At 63.9% G+C, this 23,451-nt stretch carries 25 protein-coding genes and 1 tRNA gene; 10 read left to right on the top strand and 16 right to left on the bottom strand.

Going from position 1 to position 23,451, the window contains the following annotated elements; translation table 11 throughout:
• Positions 1 to 6 precede the first annotated feature (6 nt).
• From BMF35_RS01300 to rpsU, 5 genes are all read right to left on the bottom strand, one after another.
• Positions 7 to 957, bottom strand: a complete 951-nt coding sequence (locus tag BMF35_RS01300) for a class I SAM-dependent methyltransferase (RefSeq protein WP_156172073.1) — start codon at positions 955 to 957, stop codon at positions 7 to 9.
• Positions 954 to 2,453 carry an Asp-tRNA(Asn)/Glu-tRNA(Gln) amidotransferase subunit GatA gene (gene gatA / locus BMF35_RS01305; RefSeq protein ID WP_047006359.1) on the bottom strand — a complete coding sequence of 500 codons (1,500 nt, stop codon included), beginning with the start codon at positions 2,451 to 2,453 and terminating at the stop codon, positions 954 to 956. The genes BMF35_RS01300 and gatA overlap by 4 nt, the downstream gene beginning before the upstream one ends.
• Positions 2,454 to 2,574: 121 nt before the next feature.
• Entirely contained in the window at positions 2,575 to 2,877 is a 303-nt protein-coding gene (gene gatC, locus BMF35_RS01310; RefSeq protein WP_047006360.1) for an Asp-tRNA(Asn)/Glu-tRNA(Gln) amidotransferase subunit GatC, read from the bottom strand.
• 71 nt (positions 2,878 to 2,948) lie between these two features.
• Positions 2,949 to 3,518 carry an FKBP-type peptidyl-prolyl cis-trans isomerase gene (locus BMF35_RS01315; protein ID WP_047006361.1) on the bottom strand — a complete coding sequence of 190 codons (570 nt, stop codon included), beginning with the start codon at positions 3,516 to 3,518 and terminating at the stop codon, positions 2,949 to 2,951.
• Between the two features lie 123 nt (positions 3,519 to 3,641).
• On the bottom strand, positions 3,642 to 3,848 hold the full coding sequence (rpsU, locus tag BMF35_RS01320) for a 30S ribosomal protein S21 (RefSeq protein ID WP_047006362.1): 207 nt from the start codon (positions 3,846 to 3,848) through the stop codon (positions 3,642 to 3,644).
• A gap of 210 nt (positions 3,849 to 4,058) precedes the next feature.
• Here rpsU and crcB point away from each other — a divergent pair, with 210 nt between their 5' ends.
• Genes crcB through BMF35_RS01345 form a run of 5 tightly spaced genes read left to right on the top strand, consistent with a single transcriptional unit; the run spans position 4,059 to position 7,182 of the window.
• Complete coding sequence (gene crcB, locus BMF35_RS01325; protein WP_047006632.1) at positions 4,059 to 4,472, top strand: fluoride efflux transporter CrcB; 414 nt, start codon at positions 4,059 to 4,061, stop codon at positions 4,470 to 4,472.
• Positions 4,472 to 5,608 carry an RluA family pseudouridine synthase gene (locus BMF35_RS01330; RefSeq protein ID WP_047006363.1) on the top strand — a complete coding sequence of 379 codons (1,137 nt, stop codon included), beginning with the start codon at positions 4,472 to 4,474 and terminating at the stop codon, positions 5,606 to 5,608. The genes crcB and BMF35_RS01330 overlap by 1 nt, the downstream gene beginning before the upstream one ends.
• A 5-nt stretch (positions 5,609 to 5,613) precedes the next feature.
• Positions 5,614 to 6,264 (top strand): HAD-IA family hydrolase, encoded by a 651-nt coding sequence (locus tag BMF35_RS01335; protein WP_047006364.1) that lies wholly within the window; start codon positions 5,614 to 5,616, stop codon positions 6,262 to 6,264.
• Positions 6,257 to 6,484 carry a hypothetical protein gene (locus tag BMF35_RS01340; RefSeq protein ID WP_047006365.1) on the top strand — a complete coding sequence of 76 codons (228 nt, stop codon included), beginning with the start codon at positions 6,257 to 6,259 and terminating at the stop codon, positions 6,482 to 6,484. The genes BMF35_RS01335 and BMF35_RS01340 overlap by 8 nt, the downstream gene beginning before the upstream one ends.
• Positions 6,481 to 7,182, top strand: a complete 702-nt coding sequence (locus tag BMF35_RS01345) for an ATP12 family chaperone protein (protein ID WP_047006366.1) — start codon at positions 6,481 to 6,483, stop codon at positions 7,180 to 7,182. Before BMF35_RS01340 ends, BMF35_RS01345 begins: the two co-directional genes overlap by 4 nt.
• A gap of 107 nt (positions 7,183 to 7,289) precedes the next feature.
• Here BMF35_RS01345 and BMF35_RS01350 read toward each other — a convergent pair whose 3' ends face one another.
• Genes BMF35_RS01350 through BMF35_RS01365 form a run of 4 tightly spaced genes read right to left on the bottom strand, consistent with a single transcriptional unit; the run spans position 7,290 to position 10,836 of the window.
• The gene (locus BMF35_RS01350; protein ID WP_052765995.1) at positions 7,290 to 7,877 is read right to left on the bottom strand and encodes an ABC-type transport auxiliary lipoprotein family protein; all 588 of its coding nucleotides are present in this window, start codon (positions 7,875 to 7,877) and stop codon (positions 7,290 to 7,292) included.
• Positions 7,878 to 7,894: 17 nt separating this feature from the next.
• Complete coding sequence (locus BMF35_RS01355; RefSeq protein WP_047006368.1) at positions 7,895 to 8,842, bottom strand: MlaD family protein; 948 nt, start codon at positions 8,840 to 8,842, stop codon at positions 7,895 to 7,897.
• 9 nt (positions 8,843 to 8,851) lie between these two features.
• Complete coding sequence (locus BMF35_RS01360; protein ID WP_082115614.1) at positions 8,852 to 9,730, bottom strand: ABC transporter ATP-binding protein; 879 nt, start codon at positions 9,728 to 9,730, stop codon at positions 8,852 to 8,854.
• The gene (locus tag BMF35_RS01365) at positions 9,727 to 10,836 is read right to left on the bottom strand and encodes an MlaE family ABC transporter permease (protein ID WP_047006369.1); all 1,110 of its coding nucleotides are present in this window, start codon (positions 10,834 to 10,836) and stop codon (positions 9,727 to 9,729) included. The genes BMF35_RS01360 and BMF35_RS01365 overlap by 4 nt, the downstream gene beginning before the upstream one ends.
• An 85-nt stretch (positions 10,837 to 10,921) precedes the next feature.
• On the opposite strand from BMF35_RS01365, the gene BMF35_RS01370 reads away from it, so the two are divergent.
• Together BMF35_RS01370 and BMF35_RS01375 are read left to right on the top strand one after the other, a co-directional pair.
• Positions 10,922 to 13,732, top strand: coding sequence for a valine--tRNA ligase (locus BMF35_RS01370; protein ID WP_047006634.1), 2,811 nt, complete (start codon positions 10,922 to 10,924; stop codon positions 13,730 to 13,732).
• A gap of 304 nt (positions 13,733 to 14,036) precedes the next feature.
• A complete protein-coding gene (locus tag BMF35_RS01375) occupies positions 14,037 to 14,771 on the top strand; it encodes a 7-carboxy-7-deazaguanine synthase QueE (RefSeq protein WP_047006370.1) in 735 nt (244 codons plus the stop codon).
• Positions 14,772 to 14,958: 187 nt separating this feature from the next.
• Here the strand turns inward: BMF35_RS01375 and BMF35_RS01380 are convergent, their stop codons facing one another.
• The 5 genes from BMF35_RS01380 to BMF35_RS01400 form a co-directional block, all read right to left on the bottom strand.
• Positions 14,959 to 16,773, bottom strand: coding sequence for an ATP-binding protein (locus BMF35_RS01380; protein ID WP_236781534.1), 1,815 nt, complete (start codon positions 16,771 to 16,773; stop codon positions 14,959 to 14,961).
• A 111-nt stretch (positions 16,774 to 16,884) separates the two neighbouring features.
• The gene (locus BMF35_RS01385) at positions 16,885 to 17,646 is read right to left on the bottom strand and encodes a TIGR02186 family protein (RefSeq protein WP_047006371.1); all 762 of its coding nucleotides are present in this window, start codon (positions 17,644 to 17,646) and stop codon (positions 16,885 to 16,887) included.
• A complete protein-coding gene (locus BMF35_RS01390; RefSeq protein WP_047006372.1) occupies positions 17,643 to 18,560 on the bottom strand; it encodes a sulfite exporter TauE/SafE family protein in 918 nt (305 codons plus the stop codon). The genes BMF35_RS01385 and BMF35_RS01390 overlap by 4 nt, the downstream gene beginning before the upstream one ends.
• Positions 18,561 to 18,614: 54 nt before the next feature.
• Positions 18,615 to 19,754 (bottom strand): hypothetical protein, encoded by a 1,140-nt coding sequence (locus BMF35_RS01395; RefSeq protein ID WP_047006373.1) that lies wholly within the window; start codon positions 19,752 to 19,754, stop codon positions 18,615 to 18,617.
• Entirely contained in the window at positions 19,751 to 21,151 is a 1,401-nt protein-coding gene (locus tag BMF35_RS01400) for a glycosyl transferase family protein (protein ID WP_047006374.1), read from the bottom strand. Before BMF35_RS01400 ends, BMF35_RS01395 begins: the two co-directional genes overlap by 4 nt.
• A gap of 137 nt (positions 21,152 to 21,288) precedes the next feature.
• Here BMF35_RS01400 and nhaA point away from each other — a divergent pair, with 137 nt between their 5' ends.
• Positions 21,289 to 22,515, top strand: coding sequence for a Na+/H+ antiporter NhaA (gene nhaA / locus BMF35_RS01405; protein ID WP_047006375.1), 1,227 nt, complete (start codon positions 21,289 to 21,291; stop codon positions 22,513 to 22,515).
• Positions 22,516 to 22,590: 75 nt separating this feature from the next.
• Here nhaA and BMF35_RS01410 read toward each other — a convergent pair whose 3' ends face one another.
• Positions 22,591 to 22,875 (bottom strand): DUF3297 family protein, encoded by a 285-nt coding sequence (locus tag BMF35_RS01410; protein ID WP_047006376.1) that lies wholly within the window; start codon positions 22,873 to 22,875, stop codon positions 22,591 to 22,593.
• Positions 22,876 to 22,908: 33 nt separating this feature from the next.
• Positions 22,909 to 23,148 carry a hypothetical protein gene (locus BMF35_RS01415; protein WP_047006377.1) on the bottom strand — a complete coding sequence of 80 codons (240 nt, stop codon included), beginning with the start codon at positions 23,146 to 23,148 and terminating at the stop codon, positions 22,909 to 22,911.
• Between BMF35_RS01415 and BMF35_RS13720 the strand changes: the two genes are divergently transcribed.
• Both BMF35_RS13720 and BMF35_RS01420 read left to right on the top strand, forming a co-directional pair.
• The gene (locus BMF35_RS13720) at positions 23,147 to 23,332 is read left to right on the top strand and encodes a hypothetical protein (RefSeq protein ID WP_156172074.1); all 186 of its coding nucleotides are present in this window, start codon (positions 23,147 to 23,149) and stop codon (positions 23,330 to 23,332) included. The two genes, BMF35_RS01415 and BMF35_RS13720, sit on opposite strands and share 2 nt — an antisense overlap.
• Positions 23,311 to 23,395: transfer RNA gene (locus tag BMF35_RS01420), tRNA-Leu, on the top strand. The genes BMF35_RS13720 and BMF35_RS01420 overlap by 22 nt, the downstream gene beginning before the upstream one ends.
• The last annotated feature ends 56 nt before the right edge of the window (positions 23,396 to 23,451 follow it).

The raw sequence follows: 23,451 nt of genomic DNA on the forward strand, positions 1-23,451 counted from the left end.
CGGGGGTCATTGAGCCACCTCGAACCAGAACGATCCGGGCTGCGCGTCCGGATATTTTTCGAGGATCGGAAAGGCACGCTCCAGCGCGTCGCCATGATTGTGTTTCAGCCAGTTGAGTGCCAGGCACACCCGGTATCGCGGCGAGTGCGCCAGCATGGCTTCGAGCAAGTACTGCTCGTTCCAGAGCCGGCGGTCGCGGCGCAGCCAGCGTTCCGGGTAATCACGCGGCGTAAAGATGTCGTGGACATGCACGAGCACGCCTTTCGCCAAGCGCGGCACGATCTGCAGCAGCTCGGTCGTCACATCGCCGAAGGGGCGGATGACGTGAGAGCTGTCGATGAAGAGGATATCACCCTCGCCCAGCGCATCGAATAACTCGCGCGGCACGTCCTCGACCTTCTGGCGCAGGATCTCCGGCCCGAGCGTCTCCAACCATGGCATTTCGTAAGGCTCCGTGCACACGTGGCGACATTCGCCAAGAGCTCCGGTTTCGCGATTGCGGGCGATGGCCTTCGCGGCGACGCGGGTCGAATGGCCGGATCCGATCTCGATCAGCATGTTCGGGCGAGCGTGCCGAATCATCGCATAAAGCGCATCGGCATCGCCTGCGTTGAACTGCAGATTGTCGTAGGCGTAGGCGAGCTCCGGCTCGGCATGCTCCGTCAGCGCGGCAAGCTCGCTCTGGCATTCGAAGGCATCTAGCAAGGCAAGCTGACCCGCTTCGTTCAGATCGAGCCCCGGAAGTTCCCGTTCGCTCGTAACGTCTGCGGGCAGGTCCGCATCGCGATAGGTCGGGTGGTAATAATGTGTCGAACGCCAGTGCATGCCCGCCCGGTCGGCCTGTCGGCGGTATAGCGGGAAATTGCCCGGCCAGTTGCCAACCGCGCGAAACAGCGGCGCGCCAAGCGTTACGACGATAGCGGCAATGATATCGACGAGCCGCCTGGCGAATCTCACCACCACTTCTCCGGCTGCGCAGTGAATCCAGCGCGCTGTTCTATCGCGAGGCCTGCATTCAGCACCACCTGCTCATCGAAAGCCGGGCCGACCAGTTGCAGGCCCAGCGGCAAGCCGTCTTCGTTCACCGTGGCGGGCACGCTCATGGCGGGCAGGCCTGCCAGCGAGGCGGGCACGGCGAAGACGTCGTTCAGGTACATGGTCAGCGGATCGTCGTTCAGCGAACCGAGCGGGAAGCTGGCCGTGGGCGTCGTCGGCGCGAGGATCACATCGCATTTGGCAAAGGCGTCGTTGAAATCGCGCTGCACCAGCGTGCGGATTTTCTGCGCCTGCGTGTAATAGGCATCGTAGAAGCCTGCGCTCAGCACATAGGTGCCGATCAGGATGCGGCGCTTCACCTCGTCACCGAACCCGACTTCGCGTGTGGCGGCGTACATGTCCTGCAGGCCCCCTGCCCCGGACGCCGATCCGGGGTCGGGCAGGTCGCGCAGGCCGTAGCGCACGCCATCATAGCGGGCGAGGTTGGAGGAGGCTTCCGCAGGCGCGATGATGTAGTAGGCGGGCAACGCGTATTTGGTGTGCGGCAGGCCGACATCGACAATCTCCGCGCCCGCATCGCGCAGCATTTCCTTGCCCTGCTCCCACACGTCGAGGATCGCCTGGTCGGTGCCATCCATGCGGTATTCGTTGGGAATGCCCACGCGCTTGCCCGAAAGATCGGCATCCAGCGCCGCGCTCCAATCGGGCACGGGCATGTCGAGCGAGGTGGAATCCTTCGGGTCGAACCCGGCCATGGCTTCCAGCATGATGGCGCAATCTTCAACCGAGCGGGCCATCGGGCCTGCCTGGTCGAGACTGCTGGCAAAGGCGACGACGCCCCAGCGCGAGCAGCGGCCATAGGTCGGCTTGATGCCGCAAATGCCGGTAAAAGCAGCGGGCTGGCGGATGGAGCCGCCCGTATCGGTGCCGGTGGCGGCGGGCGCGATGCGCGCGGCGACGGCGGCAGACGACCCGCCCGACGATCCGCCCGGGCTCATCGCGGCATTGCTGCCCTCCTTGCGCCACGGCGAGGCGACATTGCCGAAATAGCTCGTCTCGTTGGAAGAGCCCATGGCGAACTGGTCTAGATTGAGCTTGCCCAGCATCCCCGCGCCTGCGTCCCACAGGTTCTGCGAGACGGTGCTTTCATAGGGCGGCACGAAGCCTTCGAGGATGTGGCTGGCGGCGGTGGTCTGCGTGCCGTTTGTGGCGAACAGATCCTTCATGCCGATGGGCACGCCCGCCATTTTGCCAAGGTCCTTGCCCGCCGCGCGGTCTGCATCGGCCTTGTCGGCAGCATCCAGCGCGTGGTCGGGAGTCGTGACGATGAAGGCGTTGAGCGAAGCTGCGGCTTCGACGGCAGCGTTGAAGCTTTCCGCCACTTCGCGCGCGGTGAAGTCGCCAGAGGCTACGCCATCGCGGATTTGTTTGACGCCAAGGTTTGTGAGGTCGGTCATATTTCGTCACCCTGAACTTGTTTCAGGGCCCATGTCTCCGATTGCGCCATCCGTTCGTGAGGAAGGATGGATGCTGAAAAGAGTTCAGCACGACGGGTGGGGTAGTAAGCGCGAAGGCGGATCACTCGATCACCTTGGGCACGCCATAAAAGCCGTGCTCTGCCGCAGGCGCATTGGCCAGCACATCCTCGCGTCGTCCGCCGCCTGTCTTGGGATCGGCATCGACCACATCGTCGCGCAGACGCTGGGCTTGCGGGATCACGGCGGTCATCGGTGCGACGGTGGAGGTATCCACCTCGCCCAGCTGCTCCACCCAGTCGAGGATATTGTTGAGTTCGGGCACCATGCGGTCGAGCGCGGCATCATCCATGCGGATGCGCGCCAGACTGGCGATCTTGGCGACTTCTTCGCGGGTCACTGACATGCCAAGCGCACTAGCCGCGCCGGGGCGCAGCTTCAAGCGGAACTCGGCCTCCCAGCCTGCAAAACGGGGGCTTATTGCGGCGCGGCAGGATCCGCCGGACCGGCCTCCATCTGCTCCTGCATCATCAGCATCTGGATCTGCATGCTCAGCTGCTGGAATTCTTCCTGCGTCAGCACATCGTGCACGGTGACGTTGAAGGTCAGGTCCGCACCAGGGCCGATATCCGATCCCGGCGGCGGCGAATCGCCGTAAGCGAGATCGGCCGGAATGTAGATTTCGTATTCGCCGCCTTCGCGGGTCTGCAACAGGCCATCGCGGAAGCCGTCTACCACGCTGCCCAGTTCCATCGGCACGCCTTCGGGCACCAGGTCGGCGATCTGCGGCGGCAATTGCAGCGTGGGCGGAGAACGGTCGAATTCGGTGCCATCGTCCAGCGTGCCGACATATTCGACGAATACCACGCTGTCCTCGGTCGGCGCGGGGCCTTCGCCTGCCGTGATCGTCTCGACCGACAAACCCTTGGGCATGGCAACCCACGCGATCAGCGCGGCCAGCACCACGGCAGCCAGCACGCCCAGCCACAATTTGGCGAGCGATCCCTTGGCGATCGGCTGGAGAGGAACGCGGGTAACTTCGGCCATGTGTGCAATCCCGTAAATGGCAACGCCCAGACAAAAGGGGCGCGGAAAACTGTTCCACGCCCCTTTGGCTTGTCTGCGATGGGCTTTCAAGCGCGGGCTTGCCGCCCTTGCCCGAAAAACCGCTCAGCGAACGCCGTCGCGTTCCATACGCTTGCGCTCCAGCTTGCGAGCGCGGCGCACGGCAGCGGCCTTTTCACGGGCGCGCTTCTCGCTGGGCTTTTCGTAGTGGCGACGCAGCTTCATCTCGCGATACACGCCTTCGCGCTGCAGCTTCTTCTTGAGCGCGCGGAGAGCCTGTTCCACATTGTTATCGCGAACCATGATCTGCATAAATTCAAGCCACCTTGTCTAAGTCAAAAATGGTGAGAGCCCGCGGCAGTCAGGCGCGGGGTGCACCATGAAATTCAAACGAAAAATGCGCCGATTCCCTGACGGGATCGACTTCACAGGGGCGCAGATAGGCGAATCGCGGGTAAAAAGCAAGGCGCCCGCTGCGCTTTTGGGTTCCGCTGCGGCGTGCCTGTGTCTAAGGCGGCGGGCATGTCCACCAGCAGCACCCCCATTGCCGCCTCGCTCTCGGTCGCCCTTGGCGGCGGCGTGGGCGCGCTTGCCCGCTATCATCTGGGGCGCGCGATGACAGTATGGCTCGGCGCGCCGGCCATGGGCGTGTTCCCTTGGGCGACGCTGGCAGTCAACACGATCGGCAGCCTGATGATGGGCCTTCTGGCCGGATGGCTGGTGCGCTCTGGCGGCGAGAATGTGGACCAATGGCGGCTGCTGCTGGGCGTCGGCCTGCTGGGCGGTTTCACCACGTTCAGCGCCTTCAGCCTGGAACTTGCAACGCTGATCCAGCGCGGGCAGCTGGGCATTGCCGGGATCTACATCATGCTGAGCATCGGGCTCGGCATCACCGGCTTCATCTTCGGCATCACCATGACGAGGCTGTTTTCCTGATGGCGGCGGGCGCAGACGAAGTGCGGCAATTCACCGTCGAAGCCGACGATGACGGCGTGCGGCTGGACCGGTGGTTCAAGCGGCATCTGCCGAAGATCGGTTTCGGCACGGTCAGCCGCTGGGCGCGCACCGGCCAGATCCGCGTCGACGGCAAGCGCGCCAAGGTGGACGACCGCCTGAGCGAAGGCCAGCAGCTGCGCGTGCCGCCCGGCGGCGAGGATGGCGGGCGCACCCAGCGAAAGCGCCGCGAGCTGACGGCGGAAGATGAAGCACAGGCCGAAGCCATGCTGATCCACCGCGATAAATCCGCGCTCGTCATCAACAAACCGCCGGGCCTCGCCACGCAAGGCGGCACCAAGACGACGCGCCACGTGGATGGCCTGCTCGATGCCTATGCCGGCGAGGATGAACCGCGCCCGCGGCTGGTCCACAGGTTGGACAAAGATACGTCCGGCGTATTGCTGGTCGCGCGCACACCGGGCAGCGCGGCGTTCTTCTCCAAACGCTTTTCCGGGCGCAGCGCCAAGAAAATTTACTGGGCGCTGGTCGTGGGTGTGCCCGATGTTGCCGAGGGCACGATCGACGCGCCGCTCGCCAAGCAGCCGGGCACGGGCGGCGAGAAAATGCATGTCGATGTGGAGAACGGCCAGCCCGCCAAGACGGCCTACCGCGTGGTGGACCGGGCCGGACACAAGGCGGCTTGGGTCGAATTGCAGCCCTTCACCGGGCGCACGCACCAGCTGCGCGTCCACCTCGCGGCTATCGGCCATCCCATCGTGGGCGACGGTAAATATGGCGGGCAGGACGCCTTCCTGACCGGTAGCGTCAGCCGCAAGATGCACCTTCATGCCCGTCGCCTCATCATCGAGGCTCCCAAGGGCGAGAAGCTGGATGTCACCGCCGAATTGCCCGAACATTTCGCGCAGAGCATGGAACAGCTTGGCTTTGACGAGGCGCTCAGCAATGCAGGCCCCGTCCTCACCCCGCCGCCCGAGCGCGGCAAGGCTGAGAAGAAGCAGGCTGCCAAGGCCCACGCCAAGCAATACCGCAAGAACCGCCGCGGCGAACGCAAGAGCCGCGGCGCGCCGGACGGAAAGAAGCGCGGAGCACCCAAACCGAAGGGCCGCCGCAAGTGAGTGAAGTGAAGCTCGCCGTGTTCGATTGCGACGGCACGCTGAGCGACGGGCAGGCGGGCGTCGTCGCAGCGATGGATGCGGCGTTCGCGCAGGTCGGCCACCCCGCCCCGCCGCATGGCCAGGTGCGGCGGATCGTCGGGCTCAGCCTGCCGCAGGCAATCCGGCAACTCGCTCCGGAGCTTGACGACACAACCCGCCATCACATCGTCGATGCCTACAAAACCGCATTCCGCCAATCGCGCGAGGACGGATCGCTGCGGGAGCCGCTTTTCGATGGCATGGCCGATCTGCTGCGCCGCTTGCGCGGGCACGACTGGACGCTCGGCATTGCCACCGGCAAGTCCGATCGCGGCCTTTCCAGCACACTGGCCGTACATGGCATCGGCGACCTCTTCGCCACCACGCACACGGCGGATCGCCATCCGTCCAAGCCGCATCCGGCCATGCTGCATGCCGCGATGGACGAGACGCTCGCCGCGCCCGAACACAGCGTGATGATCGGCGATACGGTGTTCGATATCGAAATGGCGCAGGCCGCCGGGGTGCGCGCAATAGGGGTCGCATGGGGCTATCACGAGCCGCGCGAATTGCTGGCGGCGGGCGCTGTCGGCGTGGCGAAGGATATGCGCGAGCTGGAGGCGATGATCCATGGATGAGGGCCGGCCCGATGAATCGAAAGCGAAGCAGCGCTTCCTCTTTATCAGCCTGATGCGCGTGGCCGGCGTGGTCATGGTGCTGCTGGGCCTGATTATCACCACGGACACCACGCCGCTGCCGAACTGGCTGGGTTGGGTGCTGGTCGCGCTGGGCGTGACCGAGGCGCTGCTGGTGCCGCAGGCCCTTGCCCGCAAATGGAGCAGCAAGAACCGCAAATGAAGCGTTTCTACAAGGATGTGAGCGTCGCCGAAGCCGAAGGCGGCTGGCAGGTGGAACTCGATGGCCGCGCGATCCGCACGCAATCGGGGGGCCGGCAGATCGTGCCCACGCAGGCGCTGGCTCAGATGCTGGCGGCGGAATGGCGCGCGCAGGGCGAGGAGATCGACCCAAAGAGCTTCGTCTATCGCGACATGGCCGATTTCGCGCTCGATGTGGTCGCCAAGGATCGCGGCGACACGATTGGCAAGCTGCTCAGCTATGCCGAGACAGATACGCTGTGCTACCGCGCCGCGCCGGGCGAGCCGCTGTTCGACCGGCAGGAAGAGATCTGGGAGCCGCTGGTACGTGCTTGCGAAGCGCGCCATGGCATGCGGCTGGAACGCATCACCGGCGTCATCCACCAGAAGCAGGCGGATGGGGCGATTATCGCCCTGCGCGAGCGGCTGGAGAGCGAGGACAATTTTGCGCTGGCCGGGCTGCTGACGCTGACCTCGCTCGCCGCATCGCTGGTGGTGGGCCTCGCCATGCTGGAGGATGGCGCGAATGCCGAGGCGCTGTTCGCTGCCGCCAATGCGGAGGAAGACTGGCAGGCAGAATTATGGGGCTGGGATCACGCCGCCGAAGAGGTTCGGGCAGCACGGCTGGAGGCATTCAAGCGGGCGGCGGCGTTTGTGGCGGCGTCTCGCAAACCGCGCTAAGAAAATCCGCTCACCCTGAGCTTGTCGAAGGGTCGTTCTTCACTTCAAGCATAGCGCCCAAAGAAAAAGCGATCCTTCGACAAGCTCAGGATGAGCGGAAAAATAGATTACCCCACCCACTCGGCCACGTCGTCGGCCACGACATTCGCCGCCTCGTTGAGCGCCGCGCCAACAGCCAAAGCCTCAGGCAGCACGCCGGGCACCACATGCTCGAAACGCTGGGTGCGCACGGTCGCATCGGGCATTTCCATCACCGCGTCGTAGCGGACCACCACACTGGAATTCACGGCGTCATAGCCGAATTCGACCAATTGCCCCGACAGCTGGGTGCGCGCGGCGTATTCCAGCTCTCCGCCATTCACCACCAGCCGGTTGCCCTTGGCGCGGATGGTTTCGGCGAGCACATTGCGGAACAGTTGCGCGGGCTTTTCCACCCACACGGCATCGGCAAGATACGCAAGCGAGCTGTCGCTGGTGGTCACCGGCACGCGGGTGACATTGAGGCGCTGCGTGACGCTGGGCACCTGAACGGAAAGCGCGGCTGCCACTTCGCCTTCGGCCCCTGCCCCCGCGGGGATGGTAGCGGTCGGCGTGAGGGTCAGCAGGCGCTCGGGCGGCTCGCCCCCGCCAATGCTGATGCAGCCGGGGAGCAGGGCCAGCGAGGCAAGCGCGGCGAGAACGGGTTTTGTGGTCATAGTGGCGATTTTCCCGCTCATGGTTCGTAATCCGGCAATTCTGGTCCGCCCAGCAGCGATCCGGCACCCTCGGTTTCCAGCCGCTCTGTCATGGCGCGCAGATTGGCGCTCGTCTCGCGCAGGTCGCGCAGGGTTGCGGTTGCGGCTGGCAGCGTGTCCTGGTTGAGTTGCTGGGTCAGCGGCTCCACATTGGCAAGGCTCGCTTCCAGCGCTTCTGCCGCCGAACTGGCGGAAGCCAAAGTGGCGCGAAGCTCTGCCGAAATCTGCCGCCCTTCGCTTTCCAGCAAAGTATCGGTCGTCTCCAGCGTGCCTTCGAAAGCCGCCAGCGTCTCGGTCGATTGCGCCAGCGTGCCCTGCAATTCCTGCAAGGTCCGCTGGATTTCGGGCGATGTCGCCGCCAGTTCCTGGCTGATGGCATCGGTGTTGCGCAATATGCCGCTTATCGAATCCTGGTTCTCGTCGTCCAGCACGCGGGTGAGGCGGTCGGTCAGCGTAGCCAGCCGCTCCAGCAGCAGCGGCGCACTGGCAAGGATTTCGCCGATCGCACCGGGCGCAGGCGGGATGACGGGGACGCCTTCCACGCAGGTGGTGGTGTCGCAGGAGATTGGCGGCTGGTCCGATTGGCCGCCCGACAGGCTGATATTGGAAACGCCGGTGAAGCTGGCGGAAACGCTTGCTTCGGTCCCGACGAGAATGGGCGTGTCGCCATCGATGGTGATGCGCACCTTCACGAATTCGGGGTCACGCTCCCAGATCGAAATATCGCTCACCTGCCCCACGGGCACACCCGAATAGGTGACGACCGACCCGTTGGCGACGCCGCCCACGGATTGTTCGAAGAAGATATCGTATTCCTTGTTGTCGCGGTCGCTCAGCCGCGCCAGCCAGATGAAAAAGATCGCGGCGCCCGCCAGCAGAAGGAGTGTGACTGCCCCCACCCAGATATGGTTTGCCCTCGTTTCCATTGCGTCGCCTTATGCCTTTCCTGTCCGAGGCTTGTCCATCGCTTTCCCCGCTTCATGGGTGGTGGCTGCGGCGCGGCTGCGCGGGCCGTTAAAATATTCCTGTATCCACGGATGGTCGGTCTGCAGCAATTCGGGGATGGTGCCCACGGCGATCACCTGCTTGTCCGCCAGCACGGCCACGCGGTCGCAAATGGCGTAGAGCGTGTCGAGATCGTGGGTGATGAGGAACACGGTGAGGCCCAGCGTATCGGTCAATTCGCGCAGCAAGGCGTCGAACTTGGCAGCGCCGATGGGGTCGAGGCCCGCCGTCGGTTCGTCGAGAAACAGCAGCTCCGGATCCAGCGCCAGCGCACGGGCAAGGCCGGCGCGCTTCTTCATCCCGCCCGATAGCTCGGACGGGTATTTGGGCGCGGCATCTTCGGGCAGGCCGGTCAGCACGACCTTGTAGCGCGCGATCTCGTCCAGCAATTGCTGGTCCAGCTCGGGATAGAACTGCTTGAGCGGCACCTGCACATTTTCTGCGACGGTCAGCGTGGAGAACAGCGCCCCGCCCTGGAACAGGACGCCCCAGCGATTGCGCACGCCGATTTCCTCGTCCGGTTCGGCAGCGGTGATGTCCTTGCCGAACACCTCGATGCAGCCTTCATCAGGAATTTGCAGGCCGATGATGGAGCGCATCAGCACGCTCTTGCCCGTGCCCGATCCTCCGACCACGCCCAGAATCTCGCCGCGTTTGACTTTGAGGTCGAGGTTCTCGTGCACGGCGAAATCGCCGAAGCGGTTGACCAGCCCCTCGATCTTGATCGGGTGCTCGCCGTGCCATTCCTCGGGCGCGGTATCCAGCGCATCGTCGAGCACGTCCTCGCGGTGGTCTTCGGTCTCGCTCATGCCCAGCCCACATTGGAAAAGAAGACGGCGAAGAACGCGTCCAGCACGATGACGAGGAAGATCGCCTGCACCACCGCCATCGTGGTGCGCAGGCCCACTTCCTCCGCATTGCCGCGCACCTGCATGCCCTGATAGCAGCCCGCCATGGCGATGATCAGGCCGAAGACCGGCGCTTTGATCATACCGACCCAGAAATCGTATAACGGGACCACTTCCTGCACGCGTGCAAGGAAAGTGAGGAACGGGATGCCCAGCATCACGTCCGCCACCACGGCGCCGCCGATAATTGTGACGACGCTCGCGTAAAAGCCCAGCAGCGGCATCATCAAGACCGCAGCCATGATGCGCGGGATGACCAGTGCTTCCATGGGAGAGACGCCGATGGTGCGCATCGCGTCCACTTCCTCTGTCAGTTGCATCGTGCCGATCTGCGCAGCAAAGGCGCTGCCTGATCGGCCTGCCACCATGATCGCGGTCATCAGCACGCCCAGTTCCCGCAAGGTGATGCGACCGACGAGGTTCACCGTCAGCGTTTCGGCGCCGAATTGCTGCAATTGCACCGCGCCCTGCTGGGCGATCACGATACCGATCAGGAAGCTCATCAGCCCGATGATCGGCAGGCTGGAGACGCCCACCAGCTCCATCTGCCGCACCAGCGCCTTCATGCGGAAGCGGCGCGGATGGCGCACCAGCCGCGCCATGGCGACCAGCACCGCACCCATGAAGCCGATGGAATCGCGCACGCCGGCGGCAAATTCGAAAACCTTGATGCCCACCTGTTCGGAGATAAAGCCGACACTGCGCTGCTTGGGCGGGGCGATATCGGCCTCGCTCCGGCAGTCCTCCACCGCATCGAGCAGAACCTCGGCCTGCTCGCTGGCGCCGGTAATGTCGGCCCCGGTCCGCTCTGCAAAGCGATACACGATCCATGCGCCCACCGTGTCGATACGGGTAACGCCGGCAAGGTCTATCGTCTGCACGGATTCGGTATGATTGCGCAGGGCCGGGTCGATCATGCCGATGCCGGACACGACCAGCGGGCCGGTGATCGCCACCGTGGCGCGGCCGCCATGCTCCTCAACGGTGTAGTCGGCCCATTCCCTCATCGCTTGCCGCTATGCGGACAAATGGCCGCGCCCGCAAGATTTTCGCGTGTTGCGCAGTGCACAACAGGCTGGCAAAGCGCCGGTCATGAGCAGCGAGCTAGACACGACTTTCGATCCCGCCGCAATCGAGGCGAAATGGTATGCGCATTGGGAGGAAACCGGCGCTTTCCGGCCCGAGCGCCCGGATGCCGAACCCTATACCATCGTCAACCCGCCGCCCAATGTCACCGGATCGCTGCATATCGGCCACGCGCTGGACAATACGCTGCAGGACATCGTGATCCGGTATGAGCGGTTGCGCGGCAAGGATGCGCTATGGGTCGTCGGCACCGACCATGCGGGCATCGCCACGCAGATGGTGGTCGAGCGGCAGATGGAAGCGCGGCAGGACAAGCGCACCAATTACAGCCGCGAGGAGTTCGTCGACAAGGTCTGGGAATGGAAGGAAGAAAGCGGCGGCACCATCACCCGCCAGCTGCGCCGCCTGGGCTGCTCCATGGATTGGAGCCGCGAGCAGTTCACCATGGACGAGCACTTCACCAAGGCGGTGCTCAAGGTGTTCGTCGACCTTTACAATGACGGCCTGCTCTACCGCGACAAGCGGCTGGTGAACTGGGACCCGAAGCTGAAAACCGCGATCTCCGACCTTGAAGTCGAGACGCAGGATGTAAAGGGCGGCTTCTGGACCTTCATCTATCCGCTGGCGGATGGGTCTGGCGATATTCGCGTGTCCACCACGCGCCCCGAAACCATGCTGGCCGATATGGCCGTGGCGGTTCATCCGGAAGATGATCGCTACAAAGACCTGATTGCGCGCGGCGCGAAGGTAAAGCTGCCCATTACGGGCCGTGAAATTCCCATCGTGGCGGACGAGCACGCCGATCCCGAGCTTGGTTCTGGCGCGGTGAAGATCACGCCCGGCCATGATTTCAACGATTTCGACGTCGGCAAGCGCGCCGGGATCGCGGCGAGCGAGATGCTCAATATGCTCGATGCGGAGGCGCGTGTGTGCCAAACGGCAGACGGGCTGGTGCCGGATGAGCTCATCGGCCTCGACCGTTTCGATGCCCGCAAGCGCGTGGTCGAAATGCTGAAGGAAAGCGGCCACCTCGTCCCCCACGTCGCCAAGACGAAGAAGGGCGAGGAGCAGGAGCTGGACGCTGAGCCGCGCACCATCCCCACTCCCTTCGGCGACCGCGGCGGCGTGCCCATCGAACCGTGGCTGACCGACCAATGGTATGTCGATGCGGCGGAACTGGCGAAAAAGCCGATCGCGGCGGTGAAATCGGGCGAGATCGACATCGTGCCCTCCAGTTGGGAAAAAACCTTCTTCAACTGGATGGAGAACATCCAGCCTTGGTGTGTCAGCCGCCAGCTATGGTGGGGGCACCGGATTCCGGCTTGGTATGACGAAAGCGGCAAGGCCTATGTCGCCATGACTGAGGACGAAGCGCAGGCGCAGGCCGGCAATGGCGTGGCGCTTCGGCGCGACGAGGACGTGCTCGACACATGGTTCTCCAGCGCGCTGTGGCCCTTCGCCACGCTCGGTTGGCCGGAAGGGGAGGCAAATACACCCCCCTCCGCTCATCCTGAGCCTGTCGAAGGATCGTCCTTCACTTCGAGCGCAGCATCAGAAGAAAAAGGCAGCCCTTCGACAAGCTCAGGGCGAGCGGTCTCGCTCTATGAAAAACACTATCCCAATAACCTGCTCATCAGCGGGTTCGACATCCTGTTCTTCTGGGATGCGCGCATGATGATGGCGGGGTATTACAATACCGGACAGGCCCCGTGGCCCAAGCTGTACCTGCATGGCCTCGTGCGCGCGGCGGACGGGCAGAAAATGTCCAAGTCCAAGGGCAATGTCGTCGACCCGCTGGGCCTGATCGACCAGTATGGCGCGGATGCGCTGCGCTTTTTCATGGCCGCCATGGAAAGCCAGGGCCGCGACATCAAGATGGATAACAAGCGGGTCGAGGGCTATCGCAATTTCGCAACCAAGCTGTGGAACGCCACGCGCTTCTGCCAGTCCTACGGCATCGGCGCGTCAGACACGATCAAGGCTCCGCCCGCCCGCCTCGCCGCCAACCAGTGGATCATCGGCGAAGTGCAGCAGACGGTGGCGGCGCTCGATGCCGCCATGGCAGACCTGCGGTTCGATACCGCCGCCAGCACGATCTACCACTTCACGTGGGACCGCTTCTGCGACTGGTATCTGGAACTGATCAAGCCGGTCTTGCAGTCTGACGAAGCCATCCCGGCGCAGGATGAAACAAAGGCGGTTGCCGGATGGGCGCTCGACCAAATCCTGGTGATGCTGCACCCCTTCATGCCCTTCATCACTGAAGAACTGTGGCACGCGCAAGGGAACCGCAGCTACGACCTGATCCTCGCCAAATGGCCCGACCCGCGGGCCGAAGTTAGCAAGGACGCGACCGACGCCATCGACTGGACCATCGCGCTCACCACCGCAACGCGCGGCGCGCGCAACGAACTGGGCATTTCTCCCGGCGAGAAACTGGCGGCATATGTCGCAAACCCGTCGGACGTGGCGCAGCGCGTGCTGGATCGCAGCGCCGCCGCAATCGAGCGCCTTGCGCGCCTGTCTCCGGTCACCGTGAGCGAAGCGCCTGCCGGGGCAGCAATGCAGGTGACCGCTGGCGACGACGTGTTCGTGGTGCCGCTGGAAGGGGTGATCGATATCGAAGCCGAACGCGCGCGTTTGCAGAAGGCGCTCGCCGCTTCGCAGAAGGAAGCGGGATCGCTGCAGGGCCGCCTCGGGAATGCCAATTTCGTCGAACGCGCCAAGCCCGAAGCGGTCGAGAAAGCGCGGGACGACCTGGCGCATCATCAAGCGGAGGCCGCACGGCTGGAAGCGGCGCTTGCGCGATTGGGGTGACCGGCCTCCCCTCCTTTTCAAAGGAGGGGATTGAGGGGTGGTTGCGACGCGCAAGCGTCGTTTGCAGCAAGCACCACCCCCCCAACCCCCTCCTTTGAAGAGGAGTGGGCTTTGCGCGGCCCTTATTTCCTACAGCACCGAACCGTGGCATGGCTCGCTGAATGACGATCAGCCCCGCCTTTCCAAAAATCTCCGGAGAAGTGTCAACTTCGTTTCTTCGACGTAAATGCATGTTCAATAATTCAAATTTCGTCAAAAACGCCGTCACCCTTGTGTCAACTGTGTTAACTTCGGCAGCCATGCCATGACCCTCGTCCTCGCCACCGATGAGACCGGCGGACCGGAAATCTTCGCCAGCGTGCAAGGCGAAGGGCCGAGCGCGGGAATGCCGGTGGCATTCATCCGCCTGTCACGCTGCAACCTCGCCTGCGTGTGGTGCGATACCGCCTATACCTGGCATTTCGATGGCGACGAGCGCCCGCATCGCTCCGGCGAGACCTTCGACCGCAAGGCCAATCAGGTGACGCTGCAAGCCGCCGATGCCGCGCAGCGCATCGCGGCGCTGGGGCAAAACCGTCTGGTCATCACCGGCGGAGAGCCCACCATGCAGGCGGGCAAGCTCGCCGAGATGCTGGAGCATTTGCCGGACATGCGGGTCGAGATCGAGACGAACGGCACGGTGAAACCGCCCGCGCGGCTCGATGTACGGGTGGACCAGTACAATGTCAGCCCGAAGCTGGCGCATAGCGGCAATCCGGCGGAGCTGGCGCTTAAGCCCGACATGCTGGACCACTGGGCCAGCGAACCGCGCGCGTGGTTCAAGTTCGTAATAGCCGCGCCCGGCGATGTGGACGAGGTACTGTCGCTGGTCGAACGCCACGCCATACCGCGCGACCGTGTGTTCCTGATGCCGGAAGGGACGGACAGCGCCACCTTGCGCGAACGAATGGAATGGCTGGTGCCGCTATGCCTGAAGCACGGTTTCCGGCTGAGTGACCGGGCGCATATCCATCTGTTCGGAGATACGCGCGGAACGTGAGGAAGAAGAAGAAGCTGGACCCCGGATCAAGTCCGGGGTGACGAGGGAGTGGGGCGAAGGCAAAACCGTAGATAACCGGACCGAATCGCGAGCGAAGCGAGGGCAAGGCCGAACGGCCGCCCGCAGCGGGCGCAGCTTGCTGCGCGTATAGCGAGGACGATCCGGCGGATGCCGGATCGCAACCCAATCAAGTTCCCTGAGCGCGCCAGCGTTGGACGGTGCGATGCACCATATCCTCTTCGCCGCCGCCTGTGTTCCATAGCTCGGTGAAGCTCGGGTCTTCGGATGCGGGACGCTTGCTTTCCTCGAGATTGTCGAAGGACACGCGGATCGGGATGGATACGCCCTCGCCGCAAACGATGCATTCGCGGTTGCGCAGGGCTGGAATGGAATCGAGGAAGCCACGCGCGCCTTCCGGCATGGCAGCTTTCACGAAAGCCTGGTCGCGGTCATTGTTGAGGCGCATCGAGATGATCGTGCCGCATTGCGACAACACGCCTTCGGCAAGGTCGGACGGGCGCTGCGTGATGAGGCCAAGCGAGATGCCGTATTTACGGCCCTCCTTGGCGATGCGGCTGAGCACGGTGCCGACCGAATTGCCATCAGCATTCTTCTCGTTGGGCACATAGCGGTGCGCCTCTTCGCAAACGAGCAGGATCGGGCTGGTCTTCTCGTTGCGGCCCCAGATGGCGAAGTCGAAAACAAGGCGGCTGAGAACCGCCACAACGGTGCTGGTAATGTCGGACGGCACGCCGGACACGTCGATGATGGAAATCGGTTTGCCGCTGCCCGGCATGCGGAAAATCTTGGCGAGGAAATCGCCCATCGTATCGCCCACCAGCATGCCGGAGAACATGAATTGGTAGCGCGGATCGGCCTTGATCTCCTCGATCTTGGTCTTGATCCGCATATAGGGCGCGGTGTTGGTTGCCTTGTCCAGCTTGCCCATCTCGTCCTGAATGAGGTTCGACAGGTCCGACAAGAGATACGGAATGGGCGAATCCACGGTGATTTTGCCCATGCTTTCGGCCAGGCGATTCTTCTTCCGCGCGGCCAGCAGGCACTTGCCGAGAATGTCGCGGTCGCTCTGCAGATCGTTTCCGCTGGAGTTGAGCAGGACCTCGCAGTGCTCCTCGAAATTCATCAGCCAGTAGGGCATTTGCAGGTTGGAGACATCGAAGATCATCCCGTAATTCTTGAACGCGGCGGAATATTCGCCGTGCGGGTCGATCATCAGGATGTGGCCCTGCGGCGCGGCCTCGCAAATGCGGTGCAGGATCAGCGCGGCGCTGGTGGATTTACCCGTACCGGTGGAGCCGAGCAGGGCGAAGTGCTTGCCCAGCATGGCATCGATATACATGCCGGCGCGAATGTCGCTGGTGGGATAGACCGTGCCGATCTGGATCGCGCTGCGCCCGTCGCTGGCGTAGATCTGGCGCAAATCCTCGGTCGTGGCGGGGAAGACCATGGCGCCGGGGATGGGATAGCGCGTCACACCGCGGCGGAAGCCGTGGATCTTGCCGGTGAGCTTCTCTTCCTTGCCCTCACCCATGAAATCGATGTTGGCGACGACCGAATTGCCCGCGCCGCGGCGATCCTGCTTCTGGTTGCGGACAGACGCCAGCAGCCAGCCGTCACGCGTGCGGATCTTGATCTGGCTGCCGACTTGCCCGGCCAAGGCGATGGAAGGATCGGGGTGGTCCATGCATTCGTTCAGCCGCTCCAGATCGAGCGCGATTTGCGAGCCGGAGCCGGCAATGTCGAGCACGACGCCGATGGGCTGGCGCGCGCATTCGGTATCGGCTTCGGTGGGTTCGGGCGCGGAAGCGGGCAGCGCGGCAGGCGCGGGTGCAGACGTGCGGGCCGGAGGCTGCGTGGCAGCTTGCGCCGGAGCCTGGCTGGGCGCAGCCTGCGATGCAGCGATCTCGGATGGACGCGGCGGCGCGCCGCTCTCGGGCACGGAGTTGAAATTGCCAAACTGCTTGCCGGACATCTCGTTCATGAATTCATCGCTTCCAGAGCCATTACAGACTCTGTCGGCGTAACCCGAACGGAGTTAAGATCGCATAAATCACGCCAGGCCCGGTGCGGGTGCCGAGCCCCGGTGCCGCAATCAGACGAGCGCGAACAGGCGTCCCGCCGCCCAGCCCATCATGATGGAAAGGCCGACAGCGAAGAGGCCATACCAGAAAGGTATGTCGTTCGCCGCTTCCTCCACGCCCAGCTCGAACCCTTCCTTAAAGACCTCGACTTCCGAGGTGGCCGAGGCAATCACCCGGCCATTGCTGATGGCGAACGTCTCCGCGACATAGCGCCCTGCAACCACATTGCTGGGAATAGGAATGTCCGCGCGATACAGCACACCTTCGGAAATGGTCACCCCCGCCTCGTCTTGCGAATAGAGGCCTTGCCGCTGGCGCAGGTCGACCAGTCCTGCAGAAAAGCGCGCCTGCTCTTCCGGATCGATCTGGCCCGATGGCGAGAGCTGCAGATAAGGCAGGCCAAGCTCGTAAATCGCCGCTTCGCGCTCATCGACGATATCGGCCACGGGCCGCGAACTGGCGAGCGCGTAGAAGCTGGGGACGGAGCGATATTCCGTCGTATCGGCATTGATCCAGATCAGGCCGAGCAACCGTGCCTTTTCACGAATGCGGATCGGTTCGGTCGGGCCTTTCAGCACCACGACGATGTCATAAGTCGCATCGCTATTCGCCGCATCGAGCAGCGCACCGTAAAGAAGCAGGGTCTCTCCGGTGAAGCCCTGCCGCAGCACGATATCGTGCTGGGAGACATCGGGCACGAGGATTGGCTCGCGCTGCTGCGCGGCGGCGGGCAGAGCCAGAAGGACCATTAGGAAAGCGAGCAGCCACCTCATAACGGCACCACCGTATAGACCTCGTCCGGCCGCACACCGAGCGAATAGGCCATGCGCAAGGCGATAGCGAGCACCACCATGGCCAGCACCAGGCGCAAATGTTCGGGCTTTGCGAATTGCGCGATTCTCGTGCCGAATTGCGCGCCGGTGACCGAGCCGATCAGGAGCAGGCCCGCCAGCACGATATCGACCGCGCGCGTGGTGAAGGCATGCACCATGGTCACGACGATGGTGATGAAAAGGATGTTAAACAGGCTGGTGCCGACCACGACCTTGGCGCTCATGCCCAAAATATAGAGCATGGCAGGCACCATCAGGAAGCCGCCGCCCACCCCCATCAGCATGGTGAGAATGCCCACGATCACGCCGAGGATCAGCGGGCCTAGCGGGGAGATGTAGAGGGCGGAACGATAGAAGCGCCAGCGATAGGGCAGGCTTGCAATCATGGGATGGTGGCGGCGCTTGGCGGCGCGCTTGCCGCTACGCGCGAAGCGATCCGGCCACAGCGTTTCCAGCGCCTCGCGCCCCATCAGCCCGCCGATCGTGCCCAGCAGGATGACGTAAAGCACATTGATGACGACATCGATCTGGCCGAGGTCGCGCAGCAGGTTGAACAGTCCCGCTCCCAGTAGCGCGCCGATCATGCCGCCTGCCACCGTCACACCGCCCATCTGATAGTCGACGCCGTTATTGCGGCTATGCGCGAACACACCCGATACGCTGGCACCCGTCACCTGTGTGGCTGCCGAGGCAGCCGCGACGGTCGGCGGGATGCCGCTGAAGATCAGCAGCGGCGTCGTGAGAAATCCGCCGCCCACGCCGAACACGCCCGAAAGGATGCCGGTCGCCGCGCCCAGCGCGATGATCAGCAACCCGTCGACCGCAAGATTGGCGATGGGGAGGTATACGTCCATGTAGAGCGCCTAACGCAGAGCGCCGCTGGATTGAAGCTGAATGGCGCGTCGCGGCTAAAAACCTGCCGAGACTGTGAGCGTGGGGCCACTCGCAGGCTCCGCATCGCCTGCAACGCGGAAACGGTAATCGGCGGAAATGCGCGCGCGGGCCTGGCCGATGGAGATCGTGGCACCTGCCGTCGGCCCGACATCGACGCGGTAGGCATCCTCCTGCGCCCCGCCCCATGCGCCGGCCCCTGCTTCGAGCCGGAAATCGTCGGAGATCGCCACGGGCCTTGTGATGCGCGCCTGCCCGTCCGCGAAAGCGGTGGCGAAAGCGCCGCTGACATAGCCGCCTTGCAGATAGGCTTCGCCTTCGAAACCGGCCGGGAGTGTGACGCGCGGAAGCTCGGTCACGGCATAGGCCGCACCGCGCAGTTCGGTGCCGGCATCGGTTTCGCTCACCCGCGCTTCGGCGGCGAGGCGCACGGGCACCGATGGTAATGGCCGCGCAGAGAGGCCCAGCGCACCTTCGGTTTCGGAGCCGCCCTGCAATGCGCGGGTGAAGCGGGCATAGGCCAGCGGTGCATGGCCGCTGCCCGGGGCAAGATGATAGCGCAGCACCGCCCCCGCCTGGCTGCGGCCATAGCTCGGCCTGCCCGATGTAACTGGCGTGGTGGTATCGTCGCGCCACAGTGCCCAGGCATCGAAGCCCCAGCGCTTCTCTCGCGTTTCATTGGCAAACCGCTCTGCGGCAGCGGGCGCGAAAGCGACATTCCCGGCAATCGGCCTTGCATCCTGCCGATAAGGGACGGGTTGCGCCCCTTCCCGGTAACCGCGTTGCAGCAACGCGGCATGGGCCAGCATCATGCGCGCCTGCCGCATCCCGCCGCGTGCAGGTGCCGTTTGCGCAGGCACGCTGAGATCGAAGCGCCGCTCGAAATCGGGGCGTTCCAAGGGTGTATGCGGATAGATGCCGGGCACGATGGAAGCGGGGGGCTGCGCTTCGATTGGTGTTTCGGCTTGTCCTGCCGCGATGTTCGCCAGTCGAGGCACTGGCTGCGCAGGCGCCTGCACGGTCAGGTCGGCGAAGGCCAATGGCAGGGGCCGGTCGAACGGCGCTTCCCACAAAGCCGCGCGCAGCAATATCCATCCGCCCAGCAGCAGCGCCAGCGAGAAAAGCGGCCAGCCGCGTTGCCGTGCCGTATCCGTCATCGCCCGCCTTCCAGCGCCAGCGGACGCACGGGATCGCCTTCGCGCGATGTCTTCTCCCAGACAGGCGCCGCCCCGCGCAGAGTGCGGCCATAGGCGGCCAGCGCGCGCATGCCTGCCATGATGTTGATGACATTGGTCACGGGGATGCGCACCATCGCCAGCAAGCCTTGCCGCCAGCCATATTCGGCGCGGGTGAAGGTAAAGCGCATGAAAGCGCGCCAGACGAAACTGGCGAGGTTGATCGCGATCAGCACGAGCAGGAAGGTGCTCGGTTCCCACGGGCGGTCGAACCCGGCGAGGCCAAGCCCTGCCAGCACCGTGCTCAGGAACAGCAGCGTATAGCCTGTCAGCAATACGATGGCCGCAAGTGGACCGCGCCTGTCGCGAAGGCGCATCCAGCGTTCCGCCCAGCCTCCGCTCCAGCCCATCCGGTCCCAGCCTTGCAGCGCGATGCCATGCATCCAGCGCGCCTTTTGGCGCACGGACCGCCGCAGCTGGCCGGGGAAGTAGGATCGCGTGGCAATCAGGCGCCCGTCATCGCTGCGCACGCGCAGGAATTGCGTTTTGCCGCCAAGCTCCGCAATCTTCAGGCCCAGCTCGTAATCCTCGGTCAGCGAATCCTCGTCGAACGGCACATCGCGACCGGCAGCTTTGGCCAGACGCGCCAGCATGTCACGATCGAACGCGCAGCCGACGCCTGCCGCCGGAATCGAACGCGCCAGAGCGCCGCGAACGACCATCGCCTTGCCATGCGCCTCCGCAAATTCCTCGCAATAATGGCTGCCCAACCAGCGGCGGCCGGTTTGCGGCATGGGCAGCACGGGCAATTGCACGAATTGCGAACGCTCTACCGCGCGATCTAGCAAAGCGAGCGCGGCGGGATCGACCATGTCTTCCGCATCGTGCAACAGCACCATATGCGCGCGAAACCTTTCGCGAAGCTCATCGCGCTCCAGCGCGCGGTACAGCGTATTGAGGCAGTCGGCCTTGGTCGTGGGCCCGTCTTCATCGACGATCACGATCCGCACCCGCGCATCGTCTGCCGCGCCTGTGGCTGCCGCTGCCAGCGTGGCGGCATCGTTGCGATACACACCTACATAGATGCGCAGATCGGCCTGTGGCCATGCGCCCAGCATGTGGACCAGCGTATCGGCGATCACGCTGGATTCTTCCCATGCCGGGATGAACACCGCCGCGCGCCCGCCAAGGCGGCGATGGCGCAGATCTGCAGTATGCAGAACAGGCGTTTCCGCCCGCCCTGTCAGCCGCAACCAGAACCATGCAATGTCGACGGCAAATTCGTCCAGCGCGCCGAGCAGAAAGAACACGCCGGCGAACAGCAGCAATTCGTGCTCGACCAATGCGAGCCATTCCAGCCACGTCCAGCTATCCAGCATCCCCGTTCATGCCCCACTACGCAACTGTGCGTATGCGTAGCCGTGCTGGCGCAAAAGGCAATGACGGCTTGTGATCGACGAATGTCGCGCCGCTGGGGTCTTGCAAATGACCGGCAATTCCACAATGGGACTGCGACATGGCAAAACCCGGTATTCTCAATCGCACCGTCGGCAACTTCAAGGCGCTGTTCAAGGCGGACGCTTTCGAAGGCATCTTGCTGATTTCCGTCGCCGTCGTGGCGCTCGTCGTCGCCAATTCGGGCGCGGCAGGCTCGTATTTCAGCCTGTTCAACGACTATCTCTGGTCGAAGGACGTGTTCTACCTGAACACGCTGCACCTGTGGATCAATGACGGGCTGATGGCGATCTTCTTCTTCGTCGTCGGGCTGGAAGTGAAGCGCGAACTGGTATGCGGCAATCTGGCCGATCCCAAGGCGCGCACCCTGCCGGTACTGGCCGCGATTGCCGGTATGGCGGCGCCCATCGGCGTCTTCCTGCTGGTAACCGGCGGCGATCCGCAATTGCTGCCGGGCATGGCGATCCCAGCCGCGACCGACATCGCATTTGCCATGGGTATCGTCGGCCTGCTGGGCACGCGCGTGCCGCGCTCCTTGCGACTGTTTCTGCTGACCGTTGCCATCGTCGACGATATCGGCGCGGTGGCGATCATCGCGATCTTCTATTCCGATCCCAATGTCATGTGGCTGGGCATTTCGGCCGCCGTGCTGCTGGGCATGATAGCCATGAACCGCTTGGGCATTTCCAGCCTGGCGCTGTATATCCTGGGCACGCTGATCCTCTGGTATTGCGTGCTCAATTCCGGCGTCCACGCGACCATCGCAGGCGTGCTGGCAGCCTTCACCATCCCGGTGGTGACCAAGGACGGCACGCAGATGCTGGAAAATGTCGAGCACGCGCTGGTGCCGTGGAGCGCCTATCTCGTCGTGCCGATTTTCGGCTTCGCCAATGCCGGCGTCAGCCTGGAGGGGCTTGGCCTCGATGCCCTGCTCGATCCGCTGCCGCTGGCCATCGCGTCGGGCCTCGTGATCGGCAAGCAGGTGGGCATCTTCTCCACCGTGTGGCTGGCCGTGAAGACGGGCATCGTGTCCAAGCCGCCGGGCTGTTCGTGGGTGGAAATCTGGGGCGTCTCGATCCTGACAGGCATCGGCTTCACCATGAGCCTGTTCATCGGCGAACTGGCCTTCGAAGGATCGAGCGAGACGATGCGCTTCCTGCGGGATGAGGCCAAGATCGGCATCCTTACCGGTTCGCTGATCTCCGCCGTCATGGGCTATGTCATCCTGCGCCTCACCACCGACCGCCCGGAATCGGCGGTCGATGATCCCAACAGCCCGGTCACATAAATAGCCGCACCGAACAAAAAGGGGCGCCCGACAGTCTGTGTCGGGCGCCCCTTTTTTTTATCTGGCAATCAGTCCTTAGTCGGCTTTCGCGACCGGGGCGTCCTCGCCCAGATCTTCGAACCACGCTTCGACCGGGCCGTTCAGCTTGATCGTCAGCGGGCGGCCCTTGCGGTCGACCGTCTTGCCCGCCTGCACCCGCACCCAGCCTTCGGAGATGCTGTATTCCTCGATATCGGTGCGCTCGCGCCCCTTGAAGCGGATGGCGACGCCGCGTTGCAGAATGTCGGCATCGAAATGCTCGCTGCGCGGGTCGATCGACAGGTGATCGGGCGGGGTGTCGGTGGTTTTATCGTCGCTCATAGGGCGATGCCACTAGCGGCCTTGCGGCAAAAATCAATCGGGAGGCGATTGAAGAAGCGAAGAGCCTGCCGGATCCGCTTCGCCGCCATTGCCACGCGCCCTTTCGATCTCGATCTCCGCCTCGGCATTGTGCTCGAGCGGTGGCTCTTGGTCCGCACGCTCGTTCGCGGCCTCGTCTTCGGCCAGTTCGGATGCGCGAACAGGCGGCGCATCGGGATCGATCCGAGGCGCGGGCTTACGCTGCTCGTCACTGCCCGTCTGGTGTTTCGTCATGGGACTTTTCCTCGTCGTGGTTACGCCTGCAAAACGGCTCGGCTTGCGGGCCAGTTCCGGCCATGGCTTTCCATGCATCACGCGCCTTGCCCTTTTCACCGCCGCGCCTTATGGGCACCGCTTCGTTTCACAGGCCTTGCGCCTGCTGGGATTCGTCGGGCCGCGGGCGTGGCGGAATTGGTAGACGCGCTGGTTTTAGGTACCAGTATCGCAAGATGTGGGGGTTCGAGTCCCTTCGCCCGCACCAGTTTCGCTGGTCGTATCGTACGGCAGCACGCTGGTTTCCGACCGGATCGATAAGAG

This window comes from Aurantiacibacter gangjinensis (assembly GCF_001886695.1).
Taxonomy (GTDB): Bacteria; Pseudomonadota; Alphaproteobacteria; order Sphingomonadales; family Sphingomonadaceae; genus Alteraurantiacibacter; species Alteraurantiacibacter gangjinensis.